25 protein-coding genes are annotated in these 25,881 nt (G+C 72.9%); 11 read left to right on the top strand and 14 right to left on the bottom strand.

The features are described 5' to 3' along the window. Positions 1-33: 33 nt before the first annotated feature. Both RM609_RS24470 and RM609_RS24465 read left to right on the top strand, forming a co-directional pair. Positions 34-699 carry a transcriptional regulator gene (locus RM609_RS24470; RefSeq protein WP_311613694.1) on the top strand — a complete coding sequence of 222 codons (666 nt, stop codon included), beginning with the start codon at positions 34-36 and terminating at the stop codon, positions 697-699. Continuing rightward, a complete protein-coding gene (locus RM609_RS24465; protein WP_311613693.1) occupies positions 693-1,214 on the top strand; it encodes a GNAT family N-acetyltransferase in 522 nt (173 codons plus the stop codon). The genes RM609_RS24470 and RM609_RS24465 overlap by 7 nt, the downstream gene beginning before the upstream one ends. A 46-nt stretch (positions 1,215-1,260) precedes the next feature. On the opposite strand, the gene alc is transcribed toward RM609_RS24465, so the two are convergent. Together alc and allB are read right to left on the bottom strand one after the other, a co-directional pair. Then, a complete protein-coding gene (gene alc / locus RM609_RS24460) occupies positions 1,261-2,379 on the bottom strand; it encodes an allantoicase (RefSeq protein ID WP_311613692.1) in 1,119 nt (372 codons plus the stop codon). Continuing rightward, positions 2,379-3,704 carry an allantoinase AllB gene (gene allB, locus RM609_RS24455; RefSeq protein ID WP_311613691.1) on the bottom strand — a complete coding sequence of 442 codons (1,326 nt, stop codon included), beginning with the start codon at positions 3,702-3,704 and terminating at the stop codon, positions 2,379-2,381. The genes alc and allB overlap by 1 nt, the downstream gene beginning before the upstream one ends. A gap of 183 nt (positions 3,705-3,887) precedes the next feature. Between allB and RM609_RS24450 the strand changes: the two genes are divergently transcribed. Beyond that, the gene (locus RM609_RS24450; RefSeq protein ID WP_311613690.1) at positions 3,888-4,676 is read left to right on the top strand and encodes an IclR family transcriptional regulator; all 789 of its coding nucleotides are present in this window, start codon (positions 3,888-3,890) and stop codon (positions 4,674-4,676) included. Between the two features lie 128 nt (positions 4,677-4,804). Here RM609_RS24450 and RM609_RS24445 read toward each other — a convergent pair whose 3' ends face one another. After that, a complete protein-coding gene (locus RM609_RS24445) occupies positions 4,805-5,158 on the bottom strand; it encodes a DUF5955 family protein (RefSeq protein ID WP_311613689.1) in 354 nt (117 codons plus the stop codon). Between the two features lie 158 nt (positions 5,159-5,316). Between RM609_RS24445 and RM609_RS24440 the strand changes: the two genes are divergently transcribed. Together RM609_RS24440 and aceB are read left to right on the top strand one after the other, a co-directional pair. After that, positions 5,317-5,964: a nucleotidyltransferase family protein gene (locus tag RM609_RS24440; RefSeq protein WP_311613688.1), complete on the top strand. Its 648-nt coding sequence runs from the start codon at positions 5,317-5,319 to the stop codon at positions 5,962-5,964. A 112-nt stretch (positions 5,965-6,076) separates the two neighbouring features. Next, positions 6,077-7,678, top strand: a complete 1,602-nt coding sequence (gene aceB / locus RM609_RS24435) for a malate synthase A (RefSeq protein WP_311613687.1) — start codon at positions 6,077-6,079, stop codon at positions 7,676-7,678. A gap of 28 nt (positions 7,679-7,706) precedes the next feature. On the opposite strand, the gene RM609_RS24430 is transcribed toward aceB, so the two are convergent. From RM609_RS24430 to RM609_RS24390, 9 genes are all read right to left on the bottom strand, one after another. Further along, positions 7,707-9,233 carry a YfcC family protein gene (locus RM609_RS24430; protein WP_311613686.1) on the bottom strand — a complete coding sequence of 509 codons (1,527 nt, stop codon included), beginning with the start codon at positions 9,231-9,233 and terminating at the stop codon, positions 7,707-7,709. 81 nt (positions 9,234-9,314) lie between these two features. After that, entirely contained in the window at positions 9,315-10,763 is a 1,449-nt protein-coding gene (locus RM609_RS24425) for a nucleobase:cation symporter-2 family protein (RefSeq protein WP_438828520.1), read from the bottom strand. A gap of 136 nt (positions 10,764-10,899) precedes the next feature. Next, complete coding sequence (locus RM609_RS24420; protein ID WP_311613685.1) at positions 10,900-12,384, bottom strand: 8-oxoguanine deaminase; 1,485 nt, start codon at positions 12,382-12,384, stop codon at positions 10,900-10,902. Positions 12,385-12,422: 38 nt separating this feature from the next. Further along, the gene (pucL, locus tag RM609_RS24415; protein WP_311613684.1) at positions 12,423-13,298 is read right to left on the bottom strand and encodes a factor-independent urate hydroxylase; all 876 of its coding nucleotides are present in this window, start codon (positions 13,296-13,298) and stop codon (positions 12,423-12,425) included. A gap of 3 nt (positions 13,299-13,301) precedes the next feature. Continuing rightward, a complete protein-coding gene (gene uraH / locus RM609_RS24410; protein ID WP_311613683.1) occupies positions 13,302-13,658 on the bottom strand; it encodes a hydroxyisourate hydrolase in 357 nt (118 codons plus the stop codon). After that, the gene (uraD, locus tag RM609_RS24405) at positions 13,655-14,185 is read right to left on the bottom strand and encodes a 2-oxo-4-hydroxy-4-carboxy-5-ureidoimidazoline decarboxylase (protein WP_311613682.1); all 531 of its coding nucleotides are present in this window, start codon (positions 14,183-14,185) and stop codon (positions 13,655-13,657) included. The genes uraH and uraD overlap by 4 nt, the downstream gene beginning before the upstream one ends. A gap of 48 nt (positions 14,186-14,233) precedes the next feature. Further along, the gene (locus tag RM609_RS24400; RefSeq protein ID WP_438828519.1) at positions 14,234-14,521 is read right to left on the bottom strand and encodes a hypothetical protein; all 288 of its coding nucleotides are present in this window, start codon (positions 14,519-14,521) and stop codon (positions 14,234-14,236) included. An 83-nt stretch (positions 14,522-14,604) separates the two neighbouring features. Next, entirely contained in the window at positions 14,605-14,961 is a 357-nt protein-coding gene (locus RM609_RS24395) for a helix-turn-helix domain-containing protein (protein ID WP_311613749.1), read from the bottom strand. A 44-nt stretch (positions 14,962-15,005) separates the two neighbouring features. After that, positions 15,006-15,290 (bottom strand): thiamine-binding protein, encoded by a 285-nt coding sequence (locus RM609_RS24390; protein WP_311613681.1) that lies wholly within the window; start codon positions 15,288-15,290, stop codon positions 15,006-15,008. A gap of 96 nt (positions 15,291-15,386) precedes the next feature. Between RM609_RS24390 and RM609_RS24385 the strand changes: the two genes are divergently transcribed. The 4 genes from RM609_RS24385 (at position 15,387) to RM609_RS24370 (ending at position 19,850) form a co-directional block, all read left to right on the top strand. After that, the gene (locus RM609_RS24385) at positions 15,387-16,205 is read left to right on the top strand and encodes a TIM barrel protein (RefSeq protein WP_311613680.1); all 819 of its coding nucleotides are present in this window, start codon (positions 15,387-15,389) and stop codon (positions 16,203-16,205) included. Positions 16,206-16,287: 82 nt separating this feature from the next. After that, positions 16,288-17,178 (top strand): 2-hydroxy-3-oxopropionate reductase, encoded by an 891-nt coding sequence (locus tag RM609_RS24380; protein WP_311613679.1) that lies wholly within the window; start codon positions 16,288-16,290, stop codon positions 17,176-17,178. Further along, positions 17,175-18,890 (top strand): glyoxylate carboligase, encoded by a 1,716-nt coding sequence (gene gcl / locus RM609_RS24375; protein ID WP_311613678.1) that lies wholly within the window; start codon positions 17,175-17,177, stop codon positions 18,888-18,890. Before RM609_RS24380 ends, gcl begins: the two co-directional genes overlap by 4 nt. 171 nt (positions 18,891-19,061) lie before the next feature. Then, positions 19,062-19,850, top strand: coding sequence for a hypothetical protein (locus RM609_RS24370; RefSeq protein WP_311613677.1), 789 nt, complete (start codon positions 19,062-19,064; stop codon positions 19,848-19,850). A gap of 211 nt (positions 19,851-20,061) precedes the next feature. Here RM609_RS24370 and RM609_RS24365 read toward each other — a convergent pair whose 3' ends face one another. Both RM609_RS24365 and RM609_RS24360 read right to left on the bottom strand, forming a co-directional pair. Beyond that, complete coding sequence (locus RM609_RS24365; RefSeq protein WP_311613676.1) at positions 20,062-21,708, bottom strand: AMP-binding protein; 1,647 nt, start codon at positions 21,706-21,708, stop codon at positions 20,062-20,064. After that, complete coding sequence (locus tag RM609_RS24360; RefSeq protein WP_311613675.1) at positions 21,705-23,414, bottom strand: AMP-binding protein; 1,710 nt, start codon at positions 23,412-23,414, stop codon at positions 21,705-21,707. Before RM609_RS24360 ends, RM609_RS24365 begins: the two co-directional genes overlap by 4 nt. Positions 23,415-23,883: 469 nt before the next feature. Here RM609_RS24360 and RM609_RS24355 point away from each other — a divergent pair, with 469 nt between their 5' ends. Next, entirely contained in the window at positions 23,884-24,282 is a 399-nt protein-coding gene (locus RM609_RS24355) for an SAV_915 family protein (RefSeq protein ID WP_438828518.1), read from the top strand. Between the two features lie 53 nt (positions 24,283-24,335). Beyond that, the gene (lysA, locus tag RM609_RS24350) at positions 24,336-25,745 is read left to right on the top strand and encodes a diaminopimelate decarboxylase (protein ID WP_438828517.1); all 1,410 of its coding nucleotides are present in this window, start codon (positions 24,336-24,338) and stop codon (positions 25,743-25,745) included. The last annotated feature ends 136 nt before the right edge of the window (positions 25,746-25,881 follow it).

Raw genomic sequence — 25,881 nt, 5'->3', positions numbered from 1 at the left:
GCGGAGAAGTACGGCGATGGCTACCCTGGGGCCATGGCCCGAACAGCCCGGGAAGTCCTCGACGAGGCGACGCGCGAGCTGGCACCGGAGGCGGGGGCGAACCGCCTGGTCCCGCTGATCGCGGCGGGCGACGCCCCCGTCACCGCCGTCGCCGCCTTCGCCCTGGAGCAGCACCACGTCATCGCCTCCGACGCCCGCAGCTTCCTGCACCTGGCCGAACGGGCCGCCCTGCTGCGGCAGCCCGCCGTCGCCGCCTTCTTCGACCACCTCGCCCAGGACGAGTCCCGGGCGCTCGCCCGCCTCGGCCCGCTCGCGGCCGCCTGCCGTCTGGACGGGGCGGCCGTGGCGGAGCACGAGCCACGGGCCGGCTGCCAGGCGTATCCGGCGTACGCGGCCTGGCTGGCGCTGGGGGCCGAGCCGGTCGACGTGGTCGTGGCCCTGTGCGCCAACTTCGCGGCGTGGGGCGGCTACTGCGCCACGGTGGGCCGCGCCCTGCGCGAGCACTACGGCTTCGACGACGAGGCGTGCGGCTTCTTCGACCTGTTCGCCACGCCCGACCCCGAGGGCGCGGAGCGCGCGCTGGCAGCCGTGGGCACCGGTCTGGTGGACGGCCGGCTCACGGAACGGCTGGCGCACCGTTATGGTCGTCTGCTCCAGGACTATGAACTGATGTTCTGGGCTACGCTCGCCGCATGCTGAACTACCGTTCGGCGCAAGCCGACGAGCTGGCCCGTGTCGACGCGCTCGACAACTCCTTCACCACGGACTCCATCATCGTGGTCACCGCCTCGGACGACGGCTTCCGCCTGCGCACGGTGCGGGTGAGCCCCCCGCTGCGCAAGGTCTACCCGGACGACGAGGACGAGGACGACCGTCCCCGCGAGACCGTCGTCGCCCAGGACGGCGCCGAGCTGTGCGGCGCGATCACCTTCGCGTACGAGGCCTGGAACCGCAGGCTGTTCGTCGCCGACGTCCGGGTCGCCCCCGATCGCCGGGGGCAGGGCATAGGCCGCGGCCTGATGGACCGTGCCCTCGCGCGCGGCCGCGAACTGGGCGCCCGTACCGCCTGGCTGGAGGTGACGAGCGTCAACGCGCCCGCGATTCAGGCGTATCGCGGCATGGGGTTCGCGGTGTGCGGACTGGACACCACCCTGTACCGGGGGACGGCCGCGGAGGGCGAGACGGCGTTGTTCATGAGCCGCGCGCTGTCCTAGGGATTGGGAAGTCTCAGCTCCCGGTCAGCTCCCGGTCAGTTCCCGGTCAGCTCCCGGTCAGCCCCCGCGCGCCCTCCTCCGTCAGCGAGCCGTGGACGCGCAGCCGGGCGATGCCCCCGTCGGGGAAGATGTCCACCCGGACGTGGGTGGCGACGGCGGGGCGGTCCAGGACGAACCGGTGCACGCTGTCCGGCTCCAGCCGGGTCCGGGGCAGCAGCTCCCGCCACCCGGCGGTGTGGTCGGCCGGGTCGGCGCCGGTGGTGGCGTCGAGGACGGACAGCGCGGCCCACCCGGCCGCGTTGCCCTTGTAGCAGCCGGTGTCTATCTCGACGGCGCGGAGCGTCGCCTGGCCGGTCAGCCGGTAGCGCGCCCAGTCGTGGCCTCGGTCGCGGCGGCGGCGGGTCTCCCAGCCCTCGTTCATCCGCTGGGAGCGGCCCGGGCGGATCGCGTTCAGCGCGGACGAGAAGAAGCGGTCGGAGGTGTCCTCGGCGTACCCGCCGTTCTCCAGCGCGGCGAGGTCGAAGGTGCCCAGTGCCGCGAGCCAGGCGGGGTCGGGGGCGGCCTCGCCGTGGACTCTCAGCCGGGCTATGCCCCCGTCGGGGAACTGACTGAGTCTCAGGTGGGTGAAGCGCTCCCCGCCCCCGACGGCGAAGCCGTTGGCGGCGTGCCCGCCGACGGGGGTGCGGGGGACGAGAACCGTCCACTTCACGTCGTCGGCGAGCAGCTCGGCGGGGGACGGCGAGCCGGGCAGCGAGGCGCCCTCCACACTGACGGCGTGCGGGTGGTTGCCGCGGAAGTGGGCGGTGTCGACGACCACGCCCCGGACGACGCCGGGCACGCCGAGGCGGACGATCGCCCAGTCGTGGTCCTCGTCCGAGGGGTGGGGCTCACCGGCCGTGCGACCACGCCGGCGGCGGGTCTCCCAGCCGTCCATAACCTTGCCCTTGTGGCCGAAGAGCGCGGGGTCGAAGTGCGCGGGCTCCGGTTCGATCAGGTTCTCGCGCTCGGCGAAGAACTCGTCGTTGGCGGCGATCACCGAGCCGCCCAGCCGGCGGTCGGCGAGGTCGGGGAGGCGGGTGAAAGGGAAGTCGGCGGTCCGGTAGTCGGCGTAGGGGTCGCCGCCGCCGTACGGGGCGGCGCCGCCGGTGAACGTAGCGGTGCTCATCAGCGCTCCAGGAGTCGGCCGGTGGGTCCGGTCAGGGGGGTGCCGTGGTCGGCCGTCTTGCGGCCGCGCAGCCAGGTGGACCGGACGACGCCGTGCAGGGTCCGGCCCGCGTAGGCGGTGACGGGGTTGCGGTGGTGGAGTGCGGCCGGGTCGACGGTGAAGGTCTCGTCGGGGGCGAGGACCGCGAAGTCGGCGTCCCGCCCCGCCTCGATCGCGCCCTTGGCGGACAGGCCCGCGAGGGCGGCGGGGGCGGTGGACATCCAGCGGGCCACGTCGGCCGGGGTGCGGCCGCGCCGCCGGGCCTCGGTCCAGACGGCGGACAGGCCCAGCTGGAGGGAGGAGATCCCGCCCCAGGCCTCTTTGAAGTCGGGGACCTTGAGGTCGGCCGTGCAGGGCGAGTGGTCGGAGACGACGCAGTCGATGACGCCGTCGGCCAGACCCGCCCACAGGGCGTCCTGGTTGGCGGCCTCGCGGATCGGGGGGCAGCACTTGAACTCGGTGGCCCCGTCGGGCACTTCCTCGGCGGTGAGGGTCAGGAAGTGCGGACAGGTCTCGGCGGTGATCCGTACGCCCTCGGCACGGGCGGCGGCGATCAGGGGCAGCGCGCCGGCGGAGGAGAGGTGCAGCACGTGGACGCGCGTGCCCCGGCGGCGCGCGACGTCGACGAGCGCGGCGATCGCCTCGTGCTCGGCGGCGCGCGGGCGGGAGGCCAGGAAGTCGGCGTAGCGCGGGCCGGCGTGCCGCGGGGCGCCGGCCAGCCGGTCCGGGTCCTCGGCGTGGACGATCAGCAGCGCGTCCAGCTCGGCGATCCGGGCCGCGACGGCGTCGAGGTCGTGTCGGCCCAGGTGGGGGAACTCGTCGACGCCGGACGGGGAGAGGAAGGCCTTGAAACCGAGGACGCCGGCGTCGTGCAAGGGGCGCAGGTCGGCGAGGTTGGTGGGCAGCGCACCGCCCCAGAAGCCCACGTCGATGTGTGCCCGGTCGCGGGCCACGGCCTGTTTGGTACGTAAATGGGCCACGGTGGTGGTGGGCGGGAGGCTGTTGAGCGGCATGTCGACGAGCGTGGTGACCCCGCCGGCGGCGGCCGCCCGGGTGGCGGTGGCGAAGCCTTCCCATTCGGCCCGGCCCGGGTCGTTCACATGCACATGGGTGTCGACGAGACCGGGCAGGATGACGTCGTCGCCCAGTTCCTCGACGGGGGTTCCGGCGGGCGGCTCGGTCCCGTGGGGCAGGACCGCGGCGATCCGGCCACCGGTCACGGCGACGGCGGCGGCGCGCACGCCCTCCGGGGTCACCACTCGTGTCGAACGCAGCAGCAGTTCCACCGTCCGCCCCTCGACGAATCGTCAACGATTTGTTGAACAGCGCTGCCCGCAGTCTTCAGCCGCCCCGCGACCCCGTCAAGACCCTTTTCGCTGTACGGAAGCCTGGTTTCACCTGATAGAAACCGGCATGTAACAGGTGAGGTGGCCGGTAGGCTGCTGCCACCCATTCCCGGAAGGAGCGCCGTGCCCCCGTCCGCCGAGCCCCGAACCGCCTCCGCCAGCGGCGGCGTCCAGTCCCTCGAGCGCGCATTCGACCTGCTGGAGCGGATGGCCGACGCCGGCGGCGAGGTCGGGCTGAGCGAGCTGTCCACGAGCAGCGGACTGCCGCTGCCCACCATCCACCGGCTGATGCGCACGCTGGTGGCCTGTGGATACGTCCGGCAGCAGCCCAACCGGCGCTACGCCCTCGGCCCCCGGCTGATCCGCCTCGGCGAGAGCTCCTCACGCCTCCTCGGCACCTGGGCCCGTCCGCACCTGGCGCGGCTGGTGGACGAGACCGGCGAGACCGCCAACATGGCGCTGCTCGACGGCGACGAGGTCGTCTACGTGGCCCAGGTGCCCTCACGGCACTCGATGCGGATGTTCACGGAGGTCGGCCGGCGGGTGCTGCCCCACTCCACGGGCGTGGGCAAGGCGCTGCTGGCCCAGGCCCAGGACGACGAGGTCCGCGCGCTGCTGGCCCGTACGGGCATGCCGGCCGCGACGGAGAAGACGATCACGTCGCCGGAGGACTTCCTCAAGGAGCTCGCCCGGGTGCGCGAGTCGGGCTTCGCCATGGACGACAACGAGCAGGAGATCGGCGTCCGCTGCCTCGCGGTGCCGGTGCCGGACTCCCCCACGTCCGCGGCCATCTCCATCTCGGGCCCGGCGGGCCGCGTCACCGAGGCCGCCACGGAACGGATCGTGCCGCTGCTGCGGGAGGTCGCGGCGGAGCTGTCGGCGACGCTGGCGGGGGCGACGGCGTCGGTGTGACGGGGTGCGGCCGCGCCGTGCCCTCCCAAGGGCCGGACGGGCCGGCGTCAGCCTGTCCGGCGCTTTTCAGCCCGTACGGCGCTTGAGGACGACGCGCGCCCGGCGCGGATCAGACACCCTCCCGCGGATCAGACGCCCTCCCGGGGGCCCGGCACGCCGGGAGCCGTCTCCCCGAACCGGTCGACCGCCGCCCGTACTTCACCGAGCGCCGACCCCAGCGCGCTCACCGACCCCACGGCCCCCGCCACCAGCAGCAGCGAGCTCCGCAACCGCGAGACGTCCAGGTGCCCCGTGCGTGCCATCGCGTCCAGCGCGGCCAGCTCGTCCTCCGCGGCGTCCCTGTCGGGTAAGGGCGCGGGATGCCCGGCCAGCGCCCGGCGCAGCCGGGCCACGGCGGCGCTCAGCTCACCGGCCCTCGGGTCCGGTTCCTCACCGGACCCTCCCGTTCGCTCCTCTTCCACCACCACGGCGCCTTCCGCCACGACTGTCCCCCTCCCGCACGCCCGCCCGCGCGGATCAGTTAACGCCACTTCACGTGTGACGCGCCACACTCACAGCGAAATTCAGGCCGCGCGTTCCCGTACGAGTGACGAACTCCCGTACGGCGCACATGCGGACGCCCATACGGTATGCAGGGAACATGACGCGGATGACGGGCACGGGCGCGGTCGCGGGGCTGCTGCTGGCGGCCGGCGGCGGGCGACGGCTCGGCGGGCGGCCCAAGGCGCTGCTGGAGTTCCGGGGCGGCCCGCTGGTGGAGCACGCGGCGCGGGTGCTGCGCGAGGGCGGCTGCGCCCCGGTGCACGTGGTCGTGGGCGCCGGGGCGACGGAGGTACGGGCGCGGCTCGGCGCCACGGACGTCGCCCTCGCGGATGTCACCCTCGCGGACATCACCCTCGTGGAGAACCCCGACTGGCCACAGGGCATGGGCACATCCCTGCGCGCCGGGCTGGCGTCACTGGCCGCGTCGACGGACCCGGCGGAGGTGTCGGCGGTGCTGGTGACGCTGGTCGACCAGCCTCGTATCGGCGCCGGGGCGGTGGTGCGGGTGCTGGCCGCGCACCGGGCGGGGGCCCGGCTCGCGGCGGCGGCGTACGGGGGCGGGCGGGGGCACCCGGTGCTGCTCGCCCGGGAGCACTGGGCGGGCGCGGCCCGGGCTGCCGACGGGGACATGGGCGCGCGAACGTATCTCCGGCGGCACGCCGCCGCCGTACGCCTCGTGGAGTGCGGCGACGTCGCGGCGCCGGACGACGTCGACACCCCGGACGATCTCGGACTTCTGAACTGAGCCGCCCCGACACCCCATTGAACTTCCACGATGAGAAAACTATTCTCCACTTGCAGCTGTGACACCGCGTGCCACGACCACCGCGAACCGCCCGCTGAAGGAGTGACAGCCCATGTCCGCGCCTGCTCCGTCCTCACCGGCAGCCGTCGAAGCCCCGTATGTGGAACGGCAGGAGGAGGTGCTCACGGAGGCGGCCCTCGCGTTCGTCGCGGCGCTGCACCGCCGGTTCACCCCACGCCGTGACGAGCTGCTGGCCCGTCGCGCCGAGCGGCGCGCGGAGCTCGCCCGGACCGGCAGCCTGGACTTCCTGCCGGAGACCGCGGCCGTCCGCGAGGACCCCGACTGGCGGGTGGCGCCCGCGCCCGCCGCGCTGGAGGACCGGCGCGTGGAGATCACCGGGCCCGCCGACGACCGCAAGATGACGATCAACGCCCTCAACTCCGGCGCCCGCGTCTGGCTCGCCGACATGGAGGACGCCTCCTCCCCCACCTGGCACAACGTCGTCCACGGCCAGCTCAACCTCATGGACGCCTACGCGCGCCGCGTCGACTTCACCAGCCCCGAGGGCAAGACCTACGCCCTCCAGCCCGCCGAGCGGCTCGCCACCGTCGTGATGCGCCCCCGCGGCTGGCACCTCGACGAGCGCCACCTCACCGTCGACGGCCGGCCCGTACCCGGTGCCCTGGCCGACTTCGGCCTCTACTTCTTCCACAACGCCCGGCGGCTGCTCGACCTCGGCAAGGGACCGTACTTCTACCTCCCCAAGACCGAGTCGCACCTTGAGGCCCGGCTGTGGAACGACGTCTTCGTCTTCGCCCAGGAGCGGCTGGGCATCCCCCGGGGCACGATCCGCGCGACCGTCCTCATCGAGACCATCACGGCGGCCCACGAGATGGAGGAGATCCTCTACGAGCTGCGCGAGCACGCCTCGGGCCTCAACGCCGGCCGCTGGGACTACCTCTTCTCCATCATCAAGAACTTCCGTGACGCGGGCGAGGCGTTCGTCCTCCCCGACCGCAACGCCATCACCATGACGGCCCCGTTCATGCGCGCCTACACGGAACTGCTGGTGCGCACCTGCCACAAGCGCGGCGCGCACGCCATCGGGGGCATGGCCGCCTTCATCCCGTCCCGCCGGGACCCCGGGATCAACGAGGTCGCGCTGGAGAAGGTCCGGGCCGACAAGGACCGCGAGGCGGGCGACGGCTTCGACGGCTCCTGGGTCGCCCACCCCGACCTGGTCCCGGTCGCCCGCGCCTCCTTCGACGCCGTCCTCGGCGACCGCCCCCACCAGAAGCACCGCCTGCGCGAGGACGTAAGGGTCACCGCCGGCCAGCTCGTCGCCGTCGGCGCCCTGGAGGCGAAGCCGACGATCGACGGGCTGCGCAACGCGGTGCAGGTGGGCATCCGTTACATCGAGGCGTGGCTGCGGGGGCTGGGCGCGGTGGCCATCTTCAACCTCATGGAGGACGCGGCCACGGCGGAGATCTCCCGCTCCCAGATCTGGCAGTGGGTCGACGCGGGGGTCGTGCTCGACAACGGGGAGAAGGTGACGGCGGCGCTCGTCAGGGAGGTGGCGGCGGAGGAACTGACCACGTCCCGCGCCGAGCCGGGGAAGTGGGAGGAGGCCCACGACCTGTTCCTGCGGGTCGCGCTCAGCGAGGAGTACGTGGACTTCCTGACGCTGCCGGCGTACGAGCTGCTGGACCGATAAGGGTGTTTCCGGGGGGCGGGGGCGGGGGCTACGAAACCACCGCCCCCGCCGCCACGAACGCACAGATCAGCACCGCCAGAATCACCAGCAACGGCCACACGAACCGCAGGTACCGGTCGTAGCCGACCTTCGCCAGCGACACCCCGCCCACCACCACGGCCGTGGTCGGCACCCACAGGTTCATCCACCCGCTCGCCGACTGCCAGGCCGTCACGACCACCGCCCGCGTGACCCCCGCGAACTGCGCCAGCGGCGCGAGGATCGGCATCGCGAGCGTCGCGTGCCCGGACGTGGAGGGGATCAGGAACGCCAGCGGCAGGTTGACGAGGAAGACCATGACGCCGAAGAGCGCCTCCGGGGTGCCCCGGACCGTGCCCTCGATGGCGTGGAGCACCGTGTCGATGATCTTCGCGTTCGTCATGATGACGGTGATGCCCCGCGCGAGCACGATCACCAGCGCCGGGGAGATGAAGTCCGCCGCGCCCTGGACGATCGTGGCGCTCAGCTTCTGCTCGCCCAGCCGGGCGACGAGCCCGACGAGCACCGCGGCGGTGATGAAGAGGGCGGCCAGCTGGGCGAAGGACCAGCCCAGCTCCCAGCCGTAGGGCGTCGCGTCGGCCTTGCCGCTGAGGGCGCTCGCCCAGGGGATCACCGAGAAGATCATGAAGGCGAAGACCAGGGCGACGAGCACCAGCACGCCCTTCTGAAGTCCCGTCAGCTCCGGAGGGTGGACCGCCTGCTCGGCGAGCTCGCGATCGCCCTCCCGGAAGCCGACCAGGGAGCGGGCCGGGTCCGCCCGTACCCGGCGCGCGTAGCGGACGACGTAGGCGATGGTGACGGCTGTGAGCACCAGCCACATCGCGAATCTCAAGACGATGCCGTCGCCGAGTGAGATTCCCGCTGCCGAAGAGGCGACACCGGTGGCGAAGGGATTGACCGTCGAGGTCAGCACTCCGATGCCCGCGCCGAGGATGATCGTGCCGGTCGCGACCATGCGGTCGTAGCCGAGCGCCAGCATCAGCGGCACCAGGAGCCCGTAGAACCCCAGCGTCTCCTCGGCGAACCCCTCGACCGTGCCCAGCAGGGAAAAAACCGTCATGACCCCGGCGATGAGCAGCGCCCCGCGCTCCCTCAGCCGGTGGGCGAGGCGTTCGATGCCGCGGTCCAGGGCGCCGGTGGCGAAGACGACGGTGATGAACGCGCCGATGGCGAGGACGAAGAGGAACACCCCGGCGCTGCCGTAGAGGGTGCCGACCGCGTCCGGCGCGACTTCACCGGTCTTGAGGTCGCGGACGCCGTAGAGGCCGTTGACGGGTGACAGGAAGAGCTGGCCCAGGCGGTGGACGAAGCCGCCCCGGGCGGGTTCGTGGTGGTAGGTGCCCTGGAGGGGGTTGCCGTCGGGGCCGCGGTCGTAGGTGCCGGAGGGGATGAAGAAGGCGACGATCCAGACGGCCACCGTCACCGCCGCGAGGACGGTCAGCGCGCTGGGGAAGACGAAGCGGTGCCGTGTCCCCGCCGTTTCCCCCCGGTCCGCCCCCTGCGGTTGCTCCTCCACGACGGCACACCAATCAGTCTTTGGGGTCTTTGTCGGGATTCTGGCGTACGGCCGGGTCCGGGTGGCTGAGGCGCGCAGGTCTCATGGGGTTCGCCGGGCCCGTCCCACGTGGTTGAACGCGAGGTTCAGCAGCACCGCCGTCAGACAGCCGGCACTGACCCCCGAGTTCAGGATGATCTTCAGGGTCTCGGGGATGGCGGTGTTGTCGTAGAAGGCCCGGGAGACGACCGGGATCAGGCCCACGCCGAGGGAGGCGGCCGCGATCAGCAGGTTGTCTCCCTGGTCCAGGCCCGCCGTGCGGAGCACGTCGATGCCGCTGGCGGCGACCGTGCCGAAGAGCACGATGCCCGCGCCGCCGAGGACGGGCTGGGGCACGAGGGCGATGAGGGAGGCGAAGACGGGGCTCAGCCCGAGCAGGACGAAGAACAGCCCGCAGGTGGCCACCGTGTAGCGGCTGCGGACGCGGGTGATGGCGACCAGGCCGATGTTCTGGGCGAAGGCGCTGTTGGCGAAGCCGTTGAAGAGCGGGCTGACGGCGCTGCCCAGGGTGTCGGCGCGCAGGCCCGCCGCGATCACCTTCTCGTCGGCCCGGCGGCCGACGATCTCGCCGAGCGCGAGCATGTCGGCGGTGCTCTCGGTCATGCAGACCAGCATCACGACGCACATGGAGACGATCGCCGGCACCTCGAAGACGGGGTGGCCGAAGTGGAACGGGGTGGGGAAGCCTACGAGGGCGGCATGGCGGGTGGCCGTGGTGTCGACGGCACCGGTGGGGATGGCGATCAGCGTGCCCGCGACGATCCCCAGCAGGATGGCGATCTGCCGCAGGAAACCGCTGAGAAGCCGGCGCAGGACGAGCACGGTCACAAGCGTCGCCCCGGCCAGCGCCAGATTGGTCAGCGAGGCGGGCCGGTCGGGGTGACCGCCCTGGATCCAGCCGAAGGAGACGGGCAGCAGGGTGATCCCGATGAGGGTGATGACCGTGCCGCTGACGACGGGCGGGAAGAAGCGGACGAGCCGGCAGAAGGAGGGCGCCAGCAGAAAGCCGAGGACTCCGGCCACGATGACGGCGCCGTGGATGACGGGCAGCGCGTCCCCGTGGGAGGGGCGGGCGTCGGCGATGGCGAGCATGGGGGCGACGCCCGCGAACGAGACGCCGTTGACGAACGGCATCCTGGCCCCGACCTTCCAGAAGCCGATCGTCTGGAGGAGCGTCGCGATGCCCGCCGTGAAGAGGGCCGCCCCCACCAGGAAGGTGATCTCCTTCGGCGGGAGGCGGAGGGCCGCGCCGAGGACGAGCGGCGGGGCGACCACTCCGGCGTAGCTGGCGGCCACGTGCTGGAAGCCGCCGGCCAGCAGCCGGCCGGGGCCGGGGACCCGGTCCACGGGGTGAGTCCCCGCGCCCGCGCCCGCCTCATCCCGCTCGGGCCTATCGGGCCGCTCGGGCCGCTCGGGCCGCTCGGGCCGCTCGGGCCGCTCGGGCCGCTCGGGCCGCTCGGGCCGCTCGATGGCACCGGGCTCTGCGGTCACGGCTGTTCCTCCGGTGTGGTGGGGGGATGGAGAAGGACCGGGGCGCGGGGCGGTGCCCCGCGCCCCGGTCCGGCCCGCCGAGGGCCGTCCCCCTCGGCGGGCGGCTCGCGCGGACGGAACCCGTGGGCGTCAGCCGTCAGGCGTCGGCCGCGATCCGGGCCAGGCGCCGGGCCTCGTCGCGGGCCTCGCGGGCGATGGTGTCCTCGTCGGCGGTGACCAGACGGCCGTCCTCGACGACCGGTCTGCCGCCCACGAGCGAGAGGGTGACGGGCGCGGGCGCCCCGAGGACGAGAGCGGCGACCGGGTCGGCGATGGTGGAGTGGCCGAGGCCGTCGAGCTTCCACAGGACGAGGTCGGCGAGCTTGCCCGGCTCCAGCGAGCCGATCTCCGCCGCGCGGCCCAGCACCCGGGCGCCGCCGTAGGTGCCCAGCCGCAGCGCCTGCCGGACGTCGAGGGCGTCCTCGCCGCCCGCGAGCCGGTGGACGAGGAGGGCGTTGCGCAGCTCGGTGTGGAGTTCCCCGGTCTCGTTGGAGGCCGTGCCGTCCACGCCGAGGCCGACGGGGACGCCGGCCTTGAGCAGGGCGGGGACGGGGGCGGTGCCGGCGGCGATCCGGGCGTTGGAGGAGGGGCAGTGCGCCACGCCGGTGCCGGTGCGGGCGAAGGCGGCGATGTCGGCGTCGTTCATGTGGATGCAGTGGGCCATCCACACGTCCTCGCCGAGCCAGCCCGTGGACGCGAGGTAGTCCGTGGGCCCCATGCCGAACTTCTCCTTGCAGAACCGCTCCTCCTCCACGGTCTCCGAGCCGTGGGTGTGGAGGCGCACCCCCTTGCGGCGGGCGAGTTCCGCGGCCTGGCGGAGGAGTTCGGTGGAGACGGAGAAGGGTGAGCAGGGGGCGACGCCGACGCGGAGCATCGAGCCGAACGACGGGTCGTGGTGGGTGTCGATGGCCTCCTCGGTGGCGAGGAGCGCGGCCTCGGTGGTCTCGACGGCGAAGTCGGGCGGCAGTCCGCCCGCCGACTCGCCGAGGTCCATGGAGCCGCGGGTGGGGCTGAACCGTACGCCCATCTCGCGGGCGGCGCGGATCTCCGCGCCGAGCAGGTCGCCCGCGCCCCGGGGGAAGACGTAGTGGTGGTCCATGGCGGTGGTGACGCCGCCGCGGACCATCATGGCCAGCGAGCCGCGCGCGGCGGCGTGGACCATCGGCTCGTCGATGCGCGCCCAGATGGGGTAGAGGGTGACGAGCCAGTCGAAGAGGCTGGAGTTCTGGGCGAGTCCCCGGGTGAGCCACTGGTAGAAGTGGTGGTGGGTGTTGACCAGGCCGGGGGTGGCGAGGTGGCCGGTGCCGTCGACGCGGCGGACGACCCCGGTCAGACCGTCGGGGGCGGGTCCGGGGCCGACGGTCTCTATGAGGTCGCCGGCGACGACGATGTGGCCGGAGGCGTATTCGGTGTCGTCGGCGTCGACGGTCGCGACGGCGCAGTTCTCGATGACGACCCGTGCCTCGGGTACGGGGGGTGCCTCGGGTACGGGGGGTGCCTCGGGTACGGGGGGTGCCTCGGGTACGGGGGGTGCCTCGGGTACGGGGGGTGCCTCGGGTACGGGGGGTGAGGGTTCCGCCATGGTTGCGTGTCCTTAAGGTCCAGGAAGTGCTGGAGGTCCTAGAGGTTCGTCATGTCCACCGGTATCCGGGCCTCGGCGCCGTCACGCAGGATCGTCGCCTCGATGAGTCCGTACGGACGGTCGGCCGCGTAGTAGACCTCGTTGTCGTTCTTCAGGCCGAAGGGTTCGAGGTCGACGAGGAAGTGGTGGCGGTTGGGGAGGGACAGCCGGATCTCCTCGATGCCGGGGCCGTTCTCGAGGACGCGGGAGCCCATGCGGTGGAGGGTCTGCTGGAGGGAGAGCGAGTACGTGTCGGCGAAGGCCGCGAGGAGGTGCTCGCGGGCCTGCCGGTACGAGCTGTCCCAGTCCGCCTCGTGGGTGGAGTGGCGCCAGCGGGCGTGCACCTGGGTGGCGAGGACGCGGTCGCGGGTCTCGGGGAGGGTGGTGTAGCGGTCCTTGACGTAGCCGGTGAACTCGGAGTCGGTGGAGTTCAGCACGGTCAGGTCCTTGAGCCCGGAGACGATCTCCCAGTCGGTGCCGTCGAAGCGGATCTGGGCGGTACGGGTCTCCCGGCCCTCACGGACAAAGGAATGCCGCTTGGGGCCGGGGGTCTCGATCCGTTCCCACGCGTATTCCTCGATGCGGATCCGGGCGCTGTGGATCGTGGGCTGGCCGGTGACGAAGTGACGGGCGAGGAGGATGCCGAACTCCTCGGCCGAAGCTATGCCGTGCTCCTTGGCGAAGGCGAAGACGGTGTTCTTGGTGGTGTCGGTGGTCAGGACGTTGGCGTTGGAGCCGGAGAGGTGGACGTCCGTCATATCGCCGGTGAGCGCGACCGAGACGTTGAGGTCCTTGATGTGGTGGGTGCTTCCCTCGCGGGTGATCCGTACGATGCGGTTCTCGGCCTTGCCGTACTGGTTCTGACCCAGGATCACGGGCTAACTCCCTCGGTATACGGAGTATCCGAACGGGCTGAGCAGCAGCGGTACATGATGGTGCTCGCCGGGCGACACCGCGAAGGCGACCGTCACCTCGGGGAAGAACGCCGTGCCGCCGGAGGACTGAGCGGACTGGTACTGCCCGACGTCGAAGCGCAGGCGTACGTGCGTGACGGCCGGCGGCAGCGCGGGGAAGGCGGCGCAGCGCCCGTCCGTGTCGGTGCGCGCCGTGCCGAGCATGGACCATCGCTCCCCGTCCGGGCCGTCGCCGCGTACGGCCAGCTCCACGCCGACGCCGGCGGCGGGGCGGCCGGAGGCGGTGTCGAGGGCGTGGGTCGAGACGGTTGCGTCGTTCACCGCCGGGACGCTCCTTCGCTCGTGGGACGGACGGCGAGCCGGGCCAGCCGGATGCGGTTGATCCGGCCGAGCTCTCCACGGACGATCTCGCGCTCGCGTTCCGGGGGGTTGTCGATCCGGTTACGGACGGAGTCCCGCATCTGCTCGGCGGTGAGGCCGGTGGCGCAGATCAGGAAGACGTGCCCGAACTTCTCCTGGTAGGCGAGGCCGAGTTCGAGCATCTCGGCCTTGAGCCGGTCGGAGGCACCCGTCATGCCACGCTGTTCCCGGGCGGAGACCGGGTCGCCCGGCCGGGGACGGCCGATGGGCGGGTGCGCCGCCATGGCCTCGGCCAGGTCGTCCGGCGAGAGCCGGGCGACGGCCGTGTCGCTGGCGGCCAGCAGTTCCTCGGCGTCACGGTAGGGGCGCCGGGCGAGGATCTCCTCGCGCCACGTGGTACTGGCGCAGATCTCGTGCAGCGCGGCCCGAGCGGTGTCGTCCTCGGCCGCGTTGAACCGGGTGAGCCCCGGTGTCGAACTCGAAGTCACGGGAACCTCCGTGGCGCTTCTCGCTGCGCTCGGATGAGCTGCGCATAGCTAACGCCTCCGGCGAACGCGCGTCAACAGTTTGTTGAAGAACCGTTCGCGTGGCTCGCGGCGCCGGTCAGGCCGTGCGTCGGCGACGCCGGGACGTGCCGGCCGCCCAGGAGCGGGATCCAGCGCGGCGTCCGCTCGCCCCATGGCCGGACCAGGCCAATCGTCCCGCCACAGCCCCGACGGCAGCACGGCCAGCGGCACGGCGCGCGCCGTCCGGTCCAGCCAGCGCGGCACGGGAGGGAAGGCGGGGGCGTTGGTGTCGTTGAGCAGCGGTGTCGCGAGGGTCATGTCCGCCTCCTGGGCGGCGTGGGCGTCACCTCAAGACTCGCCGTACGCCCCACGACCGGCATCCGCCTCGGGGACCTTCATGGTCACCGTCCGGCTGAGCCACCGTCCGACCGGGGGCGGGCGCGATCGTCCGCGTCCCGTTGGCGGTTGAGGTAGTTGTAGACAGTGAACCGGCTGACGCCGAGCGCGGCGGCGACCGTCTCCACGCCGTGCCGCAGCGCGAACGCGCCGCGTGCCTCCAGATTCCGTACGACCGACTGCTTGGCCCTGCGGTCCAGTTGGGCGAGCGGCATGCCGTACCTGCGCTCCAGGTCGGCGAGTATGCCCTCCAGCGACTCCGCCAGGTGCGGGAGGCGTACGGCCACGACCGGGCGGCCCTCCCAGCGGAGGACGACGTCGTCGCCCTCGGCCTGCTCGGGGTCGAGCAGCCGGCCGCCCATGGCGTCCACGAGCGGCCGGACGGCGGCGCGGAAGGCGTCCTCGCTCACGTGCCGTCCCCTCTCGCGTCGCGCTCTTTCGTCGCGCCGTCCGCGTCGACCACGTTGACCTGGAGCGACACCCGCGTGGCGCCCGCCTCCAGGGAGGCGCGCAGCAGGGTGTCCAGCGCCGCGAGCACGGTGTCGGCCCGGCCTTCGACGGTGTTGCCGAACGGGCCGACGTCGACGGCGTCCAGCTCCGCCGCCTGGACGACGTCCCGGGCCGCGACGGCGTGGGGCGGGGGCTCGTCGAGATCGAACGGTTCGGTCGTGAACTCCACTCTCAATCGCACACGGTCAACGTACCGGGCCCTTGACAGGGCCGTCCGAACGGGAGCAGCCTTCCTCTAGATGGAATTTAGTTTCCGTAATACGGAAGAGAGGGGCGGGTGTTGGGATTGCGCCGCTTCGATGTGAACCTCTCGATCCTCTTCACCGACCTGCCGCTGACGGCCCGGCCCGCCGCCGCGGCGGCCGCCGGGTTCACGGAGGTGGAGCTGTGGTGGCCCTGGCCGGAGGACCCGGAACCGCCCGAGGCGGAACTCGCCGCGTTGCGGGACGCGTTGAGCGCCGCCGGCACCCGGCTGATCGCCCTCAACTTCTACGCGGGCCGGCTGCCCGGTCCGGACCGGGGCGCGCTCTCCGTACCGGGCGAGGAGTCCGCGCGCTTCCGCGCGAACGTCGACGTCGCGGCCGGCTTCGCCGAGTCGGTGGGCTGCCGGGCGCTCAACGCGCTGTACGGCAACCGCGTCGACGGGGTGGCCCCGGGAGCCCAGGACGCGCTGGCGCTGGAGAACCTCGCGTACGCGGCACGGGCGGCGGACCGGGTGGGGGCGATCCTGCTGATCGAGGCGCTCAACGCCGTGGAATCGCCGAGGTATCCGCTGACGGACGTGGCCTCGGCTGTTGAGGTCGTCGACAGAGTCGACGCGGCGACGGGGCTGGGGAACGCGCGGCTGTTGCTGGATCTGTACCACGTGGCCATGGGCGGGTCGGACCCGCGCGACGCCGTCGACCGCTACGCGCGGCGGGCGGGGCACGTCCAGATCGCGGACGTGCCGGGGCGGGGGGCGCCGGGGACGGGGGGCCTGGACTTCGCGGACCTGTTCTCCCGCCTGGACGGGGCCGGGTACGGCGGGCCGGTCGGCCTGGAGTACCGGGCGGACGGGCCCGGCGCGGACGCCTTCGGCTGGCTCGCCGAGTTCTGACGCCCCGGTCCCGCCCTTTCTCCCCCAGCTACCGCTGGGAGGTGCCCCCGGGAAACCAACCACCCCGAAGGGAAACGACCCCATGAAACTCCCCCGCATCGCCTGGATAGGCCTCGGCGTCATGGGCTCCCCCATGGCCGAGAACCTCCTCAAGGCCGGCTACCCCGTCACCGGCCACACCCTCGAGCCCCACAAGCTCGACCGCCTCGCCGCCGCCGGCGGCACCCCCGCCGGCTCCGTCCGCGAGGCCGTCGCCCGCGCCGACGTCGTCGTCACCATGCTGCCCGCCGACCCCGAGGTCACCGCCGTAGCCCACGGCGACGACGGCATCCTGGCCAACGCCCGCCCCGGCGCCCTGTTCGTCGACATGTCCTCGATCAGCCCCCGGACCTCGACCGCACTCGCCACCGCCGGGGCGCCCCGCGGCGTCCGCGTGCTCGACGCGCCCGTCTCCGGCGGGGAGGCCGGGGCGATCGAGGGCACGCTGTCCGTCATGTGCGGCGGCGAGCGGGCCGACTTCGAAGAAGTCGCGCCCGTGCTGCGCACGCTCGGCACGACGGTCGTGCACTGCGGCCCCCACGGCTCCGGGCAAACCGTGAAGGCCGCCAACCAGCTGATCGTCGCCGCCAACATCCAGGCGTGCGCCGAGGCCGTCGTCTTTCTGACGAAGTCCGGTGTGGACCTCGCCGCCGCACTGGACGTCCTCGGCGGCGGGCTCGCCGCCTCCGCCGTGCTCGACCGGAAGCGGGAGAACTTCCTGGGCCGCGAGTACCCGCCGGGGTTCCGGATCGACCTCCACCACAAGGACATGGGCATCGTCACCTCCGCCGCCCGCGAGGTCGGCGCCGTCCTGCCGCTGGGGGCCGTCGTGGCCACGCTCGTGGCCGCCGCCCGGGCCCAGGGCGACGGCGCGCTCGACCACTCGGCCCTGCTCCGGGGCGTCGAACGGCTGTCAGGAGGAAGCGCCTCATGACCACCGTCCCCGCCATGCACGCCGTCGTCCACATCCTCAAGGACGAGGGCGTCGACACCGTCTTCGGCTGCCCCGGCGCCGCGATCCTGCCGCTGTACAAGGCGCTGGAGACCGTCGGCGGCATCGAGCACCTGATCGTCCGTCATGAGGCGGGCGCCGCGCACATGGCCGACGGGTGGGCCCGTACCAACGGCCGGGTCGGGGTGGCGCTGGCCACCTCCGGGCCCGGGGGCACCAATCTCGTCACCGGGCTGTACACCGCCTTCGCCGACTCGATCCCCATGGTCTGCGTCACCGGCCAGGCGGTCTCCACCAAGCTCCACCAAGAGGCGTTCCAGGCGGTCGACATCGTGGGGATCGTCCGGCCCGTCACGAAGTGGGCGGTACAGGTCACGGAGGCGGCGCAGATCCCCTGGGTGTTCCGGGAGGCGTTCCGGATCGCGCGCGAGGGGCGGCCGGGGCCGGTGCTGATCGACATCCCGGTCGACATCGCCCGGCGCGAGATCCGCTACGCCGCCGCCACCGACACCCGGCTGCCCGTCCGCGTCCCGGTCCCGCACCCGCCGAGCGTCGAGGCCGCCCTGGATCTGCTGCTGGCGGCCGAGCGTCCGCTGCTGCTCGCGGGCGGCGGGGTGATCCTGGCCGGGGCGGCGGACGAACTGCGGGCGCTGGTGGAGTTGCTGGGTGTGCCGTTCCAGGTGACGCTGATGGGCAAGGGGGCCGTCGAGGACGGCCACGAGCTCCACATGGGAACCACCGGCATCCAGACCTCGCAGCGGTACGCCAACGCCTCGTTCCTGGAGGCGGATTTCGTGCTCGCCGTGGGCGCGCGCTTCGGCGACCGGCACACGGGGGCGGACACGGACGTCTACCGGGGCGGGCGGACGTTCGTCCAGGTGGACGTCGAGCCCACCCAGCTGGGCAAGGTCGTCGCGCCGGACCTGGGCATCGTCTCGGACGCGAAGGAGTTCCTCGCGGCCCTGCTGGCCGCCGCCCGGCGGCGCGGGGCCCGGGCGGACGCGGGGTCGTGGCGGGAGCGCTGCCGGCTGCTCAAGCGGACCCTCGTCCGGCGGGAGGACTTCGACACCGTCCCGGTGAAGGCCCCCCGCGTCTACAAGGAGATCAACGAGATCTTCGGCGAGGACACCCACTTCCTCACCGCCATCGGCCTGTACCAGATCTGGGGCGGCCAGCATCAGAAGGCCCACCGGCCCCGCCACTACCAGGTGTGCGGTCAGGCGGGCCCGCTGGGCTGGGAGGTCCCGGCGGCGATCGGGGCGAAGAAGGCGCTGGAGGGCATGGGCCGGGGCGCCACGGAGGTGGTGGGAATCGTCGGGGACTACGGCTTCCAGTACACGGCGGAGGAGCTGGCCGTCGCGGCGCAGTACGACATCCCGTTCGTCCTGATCATGCTCAACAACGAGTATCTGGGCCTCATCCGGCAGGCTTCCATCGGCTACGGGATGAACTACCAGGTCGACGTCCACTACGACGAGACGGGCACCGACAACGTCAAGCTGATGGAGGCCTACGGCTGTTCGGGGCGGCGGGTCGTGGAGCCGGCGGATATCCGTCCGGCCATCGAGTGGGCCCGCAAGGAGGCGGTCGCCACCTCCCGGCCCGTCCTCGTCGAGATCATGATCGAACGGGAGGCGAACACGCCGCACGGCGTGAACATCGACGCCGTGGAGGAGTTCGAGCCGATCCCCTGACCTCCGGGCGGTGGCGCCGGCCTCCATCCCGTTCGCGCCCCGGCGGCGCCGCCCGGAGCACTCTCCCGCGCCCGCCTTGCCGATTCGCTCCCCCGCCATGCCCGCATCGTGGACGATGGGGTCCCATATCCCCTACGGATATCCCCTACGGACCCTACGCTGGAGCCGAAGATGGCCAAGAGCGTGCCGGTGAACTGCCCCACGTGTCACCGGGAGCACTCCTTCACCCCGCCGACCTTTCCCTGCGCCTGCGGCAACCCGCTGACCCTGCCGGTACCGCCCGACGCCACCCCCGAGTTACTCGCCCACCGCACCTGGCGCGATTCCTGGGTGGCGGTGCGCTGCCCCTCCTGCGACCGGCAGGGCCAGTGGCCCCGGCCCGAACTGGGCTGTTCCTGCGGGACGGTCGTCCGGCTGCCCGTCCTGCCGCCGCGCGACGCAGTGGAAACCCCTCACCAGGAAGTCCAGAAAGCCCAGGAAGTTCAGGAAGTCAAGGGCGCGAAGAGCCCGGAGGAGCCGGCGCCCGGGGCGCCCTCCGACGCCGCCCCGCGCCCCCGCGCCATCTCGAAGCCGCCGTTCCGGCCGGTGGCCATCCGTACCGAGCGCGACGCGGTGATGTCCGCCGAACGCTATCTGCGCTGGCTGGGCTTCCCGGACGTACGCCGCCCCGGCAACTGCCCGGCGCCCGCCGCGAGCGGCGTGGACCTGCGCGCCACCGGCGTCGTCGCCCGTGTCGACCCCACGACCCTCCCGACCACCTTGCGCGACATCGAGTGCCTGTGGCTGTACGGCCTGCTGGACTCCGCGACGAGCGTCTGCTTCTCCCTGGCGGGTTACGCCCGCGACGCCCGCTGCCGGGCGGACGACCTGCGGCTGCCGCTGTTCGTCATGGACCTCACCGGCACTCCGCAGGCCCTCAACGAGTGGGCCGACGAGCTCGTGCGGCGTGGCAGGAGGTGAACCGAAGCTCAATTCTTCCTCTGAACTGACGCTCCATCATGGCCACTTGGGTGTGATGAGGCGGAGACTGAGCACAGGGCCCGCGAGACACGGGGGACTGCGGGCCCTGCCACGGGGGATACGGGGGCACGGGGGAGAAAGAGACCGTTCACGGGGGAACGGGGGGGGGCGACGGGGCGGGCCGCACACGGCCCGCCCCGTCCGTACGCCATCAGCCCCGTACGCCGACGCTCACCCCCGCGAGCAGCGCGGCGGCCTCCTCCCGCAGCTCCACCTTCCGCACCTTGCCGCTGACGGTCATGGGGAAGGCGTCCATCAGCCGCAGATGGCGCGGCACCTTGTAGTGCGCGAGCCGGCCCCGGCAGTAGCGGGCGAGCTCGTCGCGCGTGAGGGTGTCGGCGGGGTCGCGCAGGATGACGCAGGCCATGACCTCCTCGCCGAACTTCTCGTCGGGGACGCCGATGACCTGGACGTCGGAGATCTTGGGGTGGGTGTAGAGGAACTCCTCGATCTCGCGGGGGTAGACGTTCTCCCCGCCCCTGATGATCATGTCCTTGATGCGGCCGACGATCCGGACGTAGCCGTCCTCGTCCATCACCGCGAGATCGCCGGTGTGCATCCACCGTTCGGCGTCGACGACCTCCGCGGTGCGCTCGGGGTCGTCCCAGTAGCCGAGCATCACCGAATAGCCGCGGGTGCACAGTTCGCCGGGCTCGCCGCGCGGGACGGTGGAGCCGTCGGCCGGGTCGGTGATCTTCACTTCGATGTGCGGCAGCGCCCGCCCGACCGTGCCGGTGCGGCGCTCGAGGTCGTCGTCGCGCCGGGTCTGGGTGGAGACCGGGGAGGTCTCCGTCATCCCGTAGCAGATGGCGACCCCGGACATGTTCATCTCCGTGACGACGCGCCTCATCACCTCCTCCGGGCAGGGCGAGCCCGCCATGATGCCGGTGCGCAGCGAGCCGAGGTCGTAGGTGGCGAAGTCGGGCAGGCCGAGCTCGGCGATGAACATGGTGGGGACGCCGTAGAGCGAGGTGCAGCGTTCGCGTTCGACGGCATGGAGGGTGGCGGTGGCGTCGAAGGTGGGGGCCGGGATGACGACGCAGGCGCCGTGGGTGGTGGCGGCGAGGTTGCCCATGACCATGCCGAAGCAGTGGTAGAAGGGCACGGGCAGGGCGATGCGGTCCTCCTCGGTGTAGCCGAGGCCCTCGCCCACGAAATAGCCGTTGTTGAGGATGTTGCGGTGGGAGAGGGTGGCGCCCTTGGCGAAGCCGGTGGTGCCCGAGGTGTACTGGATGTTGACGGGGTCGTCGGGGCTCAGCCGGTCCTCGCGGACGGTGAGACGGTCGGGGTCGACGCTCCGGCCGAGGCTGACGAGGCCGGTCCAGGTGGGGTCGTCGATGTAGACGACGTCGCGCAGCGCCGGGCAGCGGCCGCGGACCTGTTCGACCATGCGGCGGTAGTCGCTCGCCTTGTACTCGACGGAGGAGACGAGGATGCCGATCCCCGCCTGACGCAGGACGTAGGCCAGTTCGTGGACGCGATAGGCCGGGTTGATATTGACCATGATCGCGCCGATCCGGGCGGTGGCGTACTGGATCATCACCCACTCGGGACAGTTGACGGCCCAGATGCCCACGCGGTCGCCCTTGGCCACGCCCTTGGCGAGCAGCCCCAGGGCGACCTCCTCCACCGCCCGGCCGAACTCCTCGTAGGTCCAGCGGCGCCCGCCCTGGACGTCGACGAGCGCCTCGCGGTCGCCGAAGAGCGCGACGGTACGGGCCAGGTTCGCGCCGATGGTGTCGTCGAGCAACGGGGTGTCGATGGGGCCTGCCGTGTGGGAGGGGGAGGGTGTGGTCACCGGTGGTCTTCCTCTCGGTACTCGGTCCCGCCGCCCCGCGCGGTGCGTTCGCGCAGCTCGATGCGGCGGATCTTGCCGGACACGGTCTTGGGCAGCTCGGCGAACTCCAGTCGGCGGACGCGCTTGTAGGGGGCCAGCACGGCGCGCGAGTGGGCGAAGAGGGCCTTGGCGGTGTCCGGTCCGGGCTCCCAGCCGGCGGCGAGGACGACATAGGCCTTGGGCACGGACAGCCGCAGCGGGTCGGGGGCGGGGACGACGGCCGCCTCGACGACGGCCTCGTGCTCCAGGAGGGCGCTCTCCAGCTCAAAGGGGCTGATCTTGTAGTCGCTGGACTTGAAGACGTCGTCGGCGCGCCCGATATAGGTCAGATACCCCTCTTCGTCCCGTGCGGCGATGTCGCCGGTGCGGTAGTAGCCGTCCGCCATCGCCTCGGCGGTGCGTTCGGGGTCGCCCGCGTAGCCGGTCATCAGGCCGACGGGGCGGTCGCGCAGATCGAGGGCGATCTCGCCCTCGTCGGCGGGCTCCCCGGTCCGCGGGTCGAGGAGGACGACGGTGAAGCCGGGGCTGGGGCGGCCCATGGAGCCGGGCTTCAGCATCTGGCCGGGCGGGTTGGCGATCTGGACGGAGGTCTCGGTCTGCCCGAAGCCGTCCCGGATGGTACGGCCCCAGGAGCGCCGGACGGCCTCGATGACCTCGGGGTTGAGGGGCTCGCCCGCGGCCACGACCTCGCGCGGGGGGTTGCGCAGCGCGCCCAGGTCGGCCTGGATGAGCATCCGCCACACCGTGGGCGGGGCGCAGAAGCTGGTGACGCCGCAGCGGTCCATCTCGGCCAGGAGGCGGTCCGCGTCGAAGCGGGTGTAGTTGTGGACGAAGACGGTGGCCTCGGCGTTCCAGGGGGCGAAGAGGTTGGACCAGGCGTGCTTGGCCCAGCCGGGCGAGGAGATGTTGAGGTGGACGTCGCCGGGACGCAGTCCGATCCAGTACATGGTGGTCAAGTGACCGATGGGGTACGAGATGTGGCTGTGCTCGACGAGTTTGGGGCGGGCGGTGGTGCCCGAAGTGAAGTAGAGGAGCAGGGTGTCGTCGGCGTGGGTGGGCCCGTCGGGGGTGAACGTCTCCTCGGCGTGGTCGGCGTCCTCGTAAGCGAGCCAGCCCTCTGCGGGACGACCCCCTGCGGGCCCTCCGCCGACGGCGATTCGGGTGTAGTCGCCGGGGACGTCCACGAACTTGCCGGTGTCCTCGGCCCGTACGAGCACGTGGCGGGCCCGGCCGCGTTCGATGCGGTCGGCGAGGTCGGCCGGGCCCAGCAGCGGGGTGGCGGGGATGACGACGGCGCGCAGCTTCATGGCCGCCAGGGCGGTCTCCCACAGCTCGCGCTGGTTGCCGAGCATGACCACGATCCGGTCGCCGGCCCGTACGCCTTGTGCGCGCAGCCAGTTGGCGACGCGGTCGGAGCGGCGGCGCATCGTGTCGAAGGAGAGCTTCTCCTCGCGGCCGTCCTCCTCCACGATCCACAGGGCGGTGCGGTCGTTGCCGCGGGCGATCGTGTCGAACCAGTCCAGCGCCCAGTTGAAGGCGGTGGGCCGGGGCCAGGAGAAGCCGTCGCGGGCCGCCGCCCAGTCCTCGCGGTGGTCGAGCAGGAAGTCCCGGGCCGCCCGGAAGCCGTCCGCCGGGCCGGGTTTCGCGGTCACGTTCGTCGCCGTCACTTCGTCCTCCGCCGTCACTTCGTCCTCCAGGGTGCCCGGGGCTCCGCCCCCCGCCGGTAAGCATCGTGCGGCAATGATCCACGTCTGACCAGCCCCGGAGGGGTCCGGTGCGCGCGGGGCGGGACGCGGGGCCGGTGGCAGTGTGCGCGGGGCGGATTGTTCCAAAGATTTCCGGCTGCCGGAGCCGGTGGTTCCGGGGCGGACGGCGGGGTGGACGGGGCGGGTAGGGCGGGTGAGGCCTCCGGTATGACGGCGCGTCCACGGGCCGGACCGGCGCAAGGGCGCGTGGGGGCGCGAGGGCGGTTCCCGGCGCGTAAACGAGCCGTCAAGGGACTCCCGGGTGGGGTCAATGTGCTGTCAAGGAGGCGGTCGCGCGGGCGTGGGCCGGGCATAGCGTGACCGACGCACCTCACCTCGCCTCACCTCGCTTCGCCTCATCTCACCTCGTCGACACCTCCCAAGGACCGTCATGCATCTGAGCCGTACTCCCGCCGAGGCCGCGGCCGTCGCCGCGGCGATGTGCCCCGACACCGCCGGGAGCCGCCCCGCCGACGACGGCGAGCCCTCCCATCCGGGCCCGGCGCGGCCGCTGTACGTCCCCGTACGGCCCTGCCCCGTGGGCTTCGCCCTCCGCGTCTTCCGCACCCCTCTCGGCACCCGGACGGCCGTCGCCTTCACCAGTAGGCGGCGGCTTTCCGACTGTCTGGGGCCGGGTGTCCCCTCGGTCCGGCTCGCCCTGCCCGCCGTACGGGCCCTGGCCGCGCCGCTGGGCGTCGGGCTGGTCTCGGTCGACCCGCAGCTGACGGCCCGCCCCGTGCTGCCGGCGGCCGAGGAGGCCACTCCGGTGTTTCCCACCTTCCCCGGCTGACCCTTCCGGCTGACTCCTCGCGCCCCACCGATTTCCCCCGAAGGAGATCATCCGTGTCCCTCCCCCTCTCCCCCGCCGCCCTGTCCCCGCGGCCCGGGGAGCCCGCGCCGGCCCCCGGCCCGTCGGCGTCCGCGCCGTCCGGGTCCGCCCACCCGGACCCGGCGTGGCCGGGCCCCGTGTGGCCCGCCTCCGCCCGTGTCCTGCCCTCGGGCGGGCTGGCCGTCGGCGGGGTGCCCCTCGCCGAGCTCGCCGACCGTTTCGGCACGCCCTCCTACATCGTCGACGAGGACGAGATCCGGGCGCGTGCCCGTGCCTGGCGCGCCGCGCTCCCGGACGCCGACGTGGCCTACGCAGGCAAGGCGTTCCTCACCCGGGCGATGATCCGGTGGGTCGAGGAGGAGGGACTCCACCTCGACGTCTGCTCGGCCGGCGAGCTCGAACTCGCCGCGCACGCGGGCTTCCCCGGCGAGCGCGTCATCCTCCACGGCAATGCCAAGAGCCCCGACGACCTGCGGACCGCGCTGCGCCTGGGCGTGGGGCGCGTGGTCCTCGACAACACCGGCGAGATCGCCCGGCTCGCGGCGCTGGTGCCGCCCGGCGCCCGGCAGAAGGTGCTGGTGCGCGTGGTGCCCGGGATCGAGGCCGGCGCCCACGCGGCGGTGCGGACGGGGGTCGAGGGGCAGAAGTTCGGTCTGTCCGTCGACGGCGGCGAGGCGGCGGACGCCGTGGCGCGCGTCCTGGGCCAGCCCCGGCTGGAACTCGTGGGCCTGCACTGTCACCTCGGCTCCCAGATCACCTCGGTCGACCCCTATCGCGCGGCCGTCCGCAAGCTGGTGCCCTTCCTGTCCGGCCTGCGCGACGTCCACGGCGTGACGTTCCCCGAGCTCGACCTGGGCGGCGGCTTCGGCATCGCCTACCGTGACGGCGAACCGGCCTTCGACCCGGCCGAGTACGCGGCGCGCGTCCCCGCCGAACTGGCGCTGCGCTGCGCCCACGCGGACCTCCCGGTGCCCCGGCTGGCCGTCGAGCCGGGCCGCTGGATAGCGGGCCCGGCGGGCGTGGCGCTGTACCGGGTGCTGGCGGTGAAGGTCTCGGGCGGACGGACGTTCGTGGCCGTGGACGGCGGGATGAGCGACAACCCCCGCCCGGCGCTGTACGGGGTGCGCTACACGGTCCGCCTGGCGGGCCGCGCCTCGGCGGCGCCGGCCCGGCCGATGACGGTGGTGGGCCGGCACTGCGAGGCGGGCGACGTGCTGGCGGAGGACGTCCCGCTGCCGTCCGACGTCCGCCCCGGGGACGTCCTCGCGGTCCCGGCGTCGGGGGCGTACCACTTGTCGATGGCCTCGGCGTACAACCTCGTCGGCCGCCCCCCGGTGGCCGCCGTCACGGACGGCCGCGCACGGCTGCTGGTCCGCCGCGAGACACCGGCGGACCTGTGGAGCCGGGAACTGCCGGACGACTGAGCGCCCGGCCCCGCGCTCGCCTGGGGCGGGCGCGGTGGCGGCGCGGTGGCGGCGCGGTGGCGGGGGGGGCGGCACGGTGGCGGCGTGGACCGCCGGAGCACCGACGGGCGACGGGCGACCAGCGACCAGCGACAAT

Origin of the sequence: Streptomyces hesseae, from assembly GCF_031845785.1 — a bacterium.
Classification (GTDB): Bacteria; Actinomycetota; Actinomycetes; order Streptomycetales; family Streptomycetaceae; genus Streptomyces; species Streptomyces hesseae.
The sequence above is the reverse complement of the archived record's forward strand: the minus strand, read 5'-3'. Positions and strand labels throughout refer to the sequence as shown.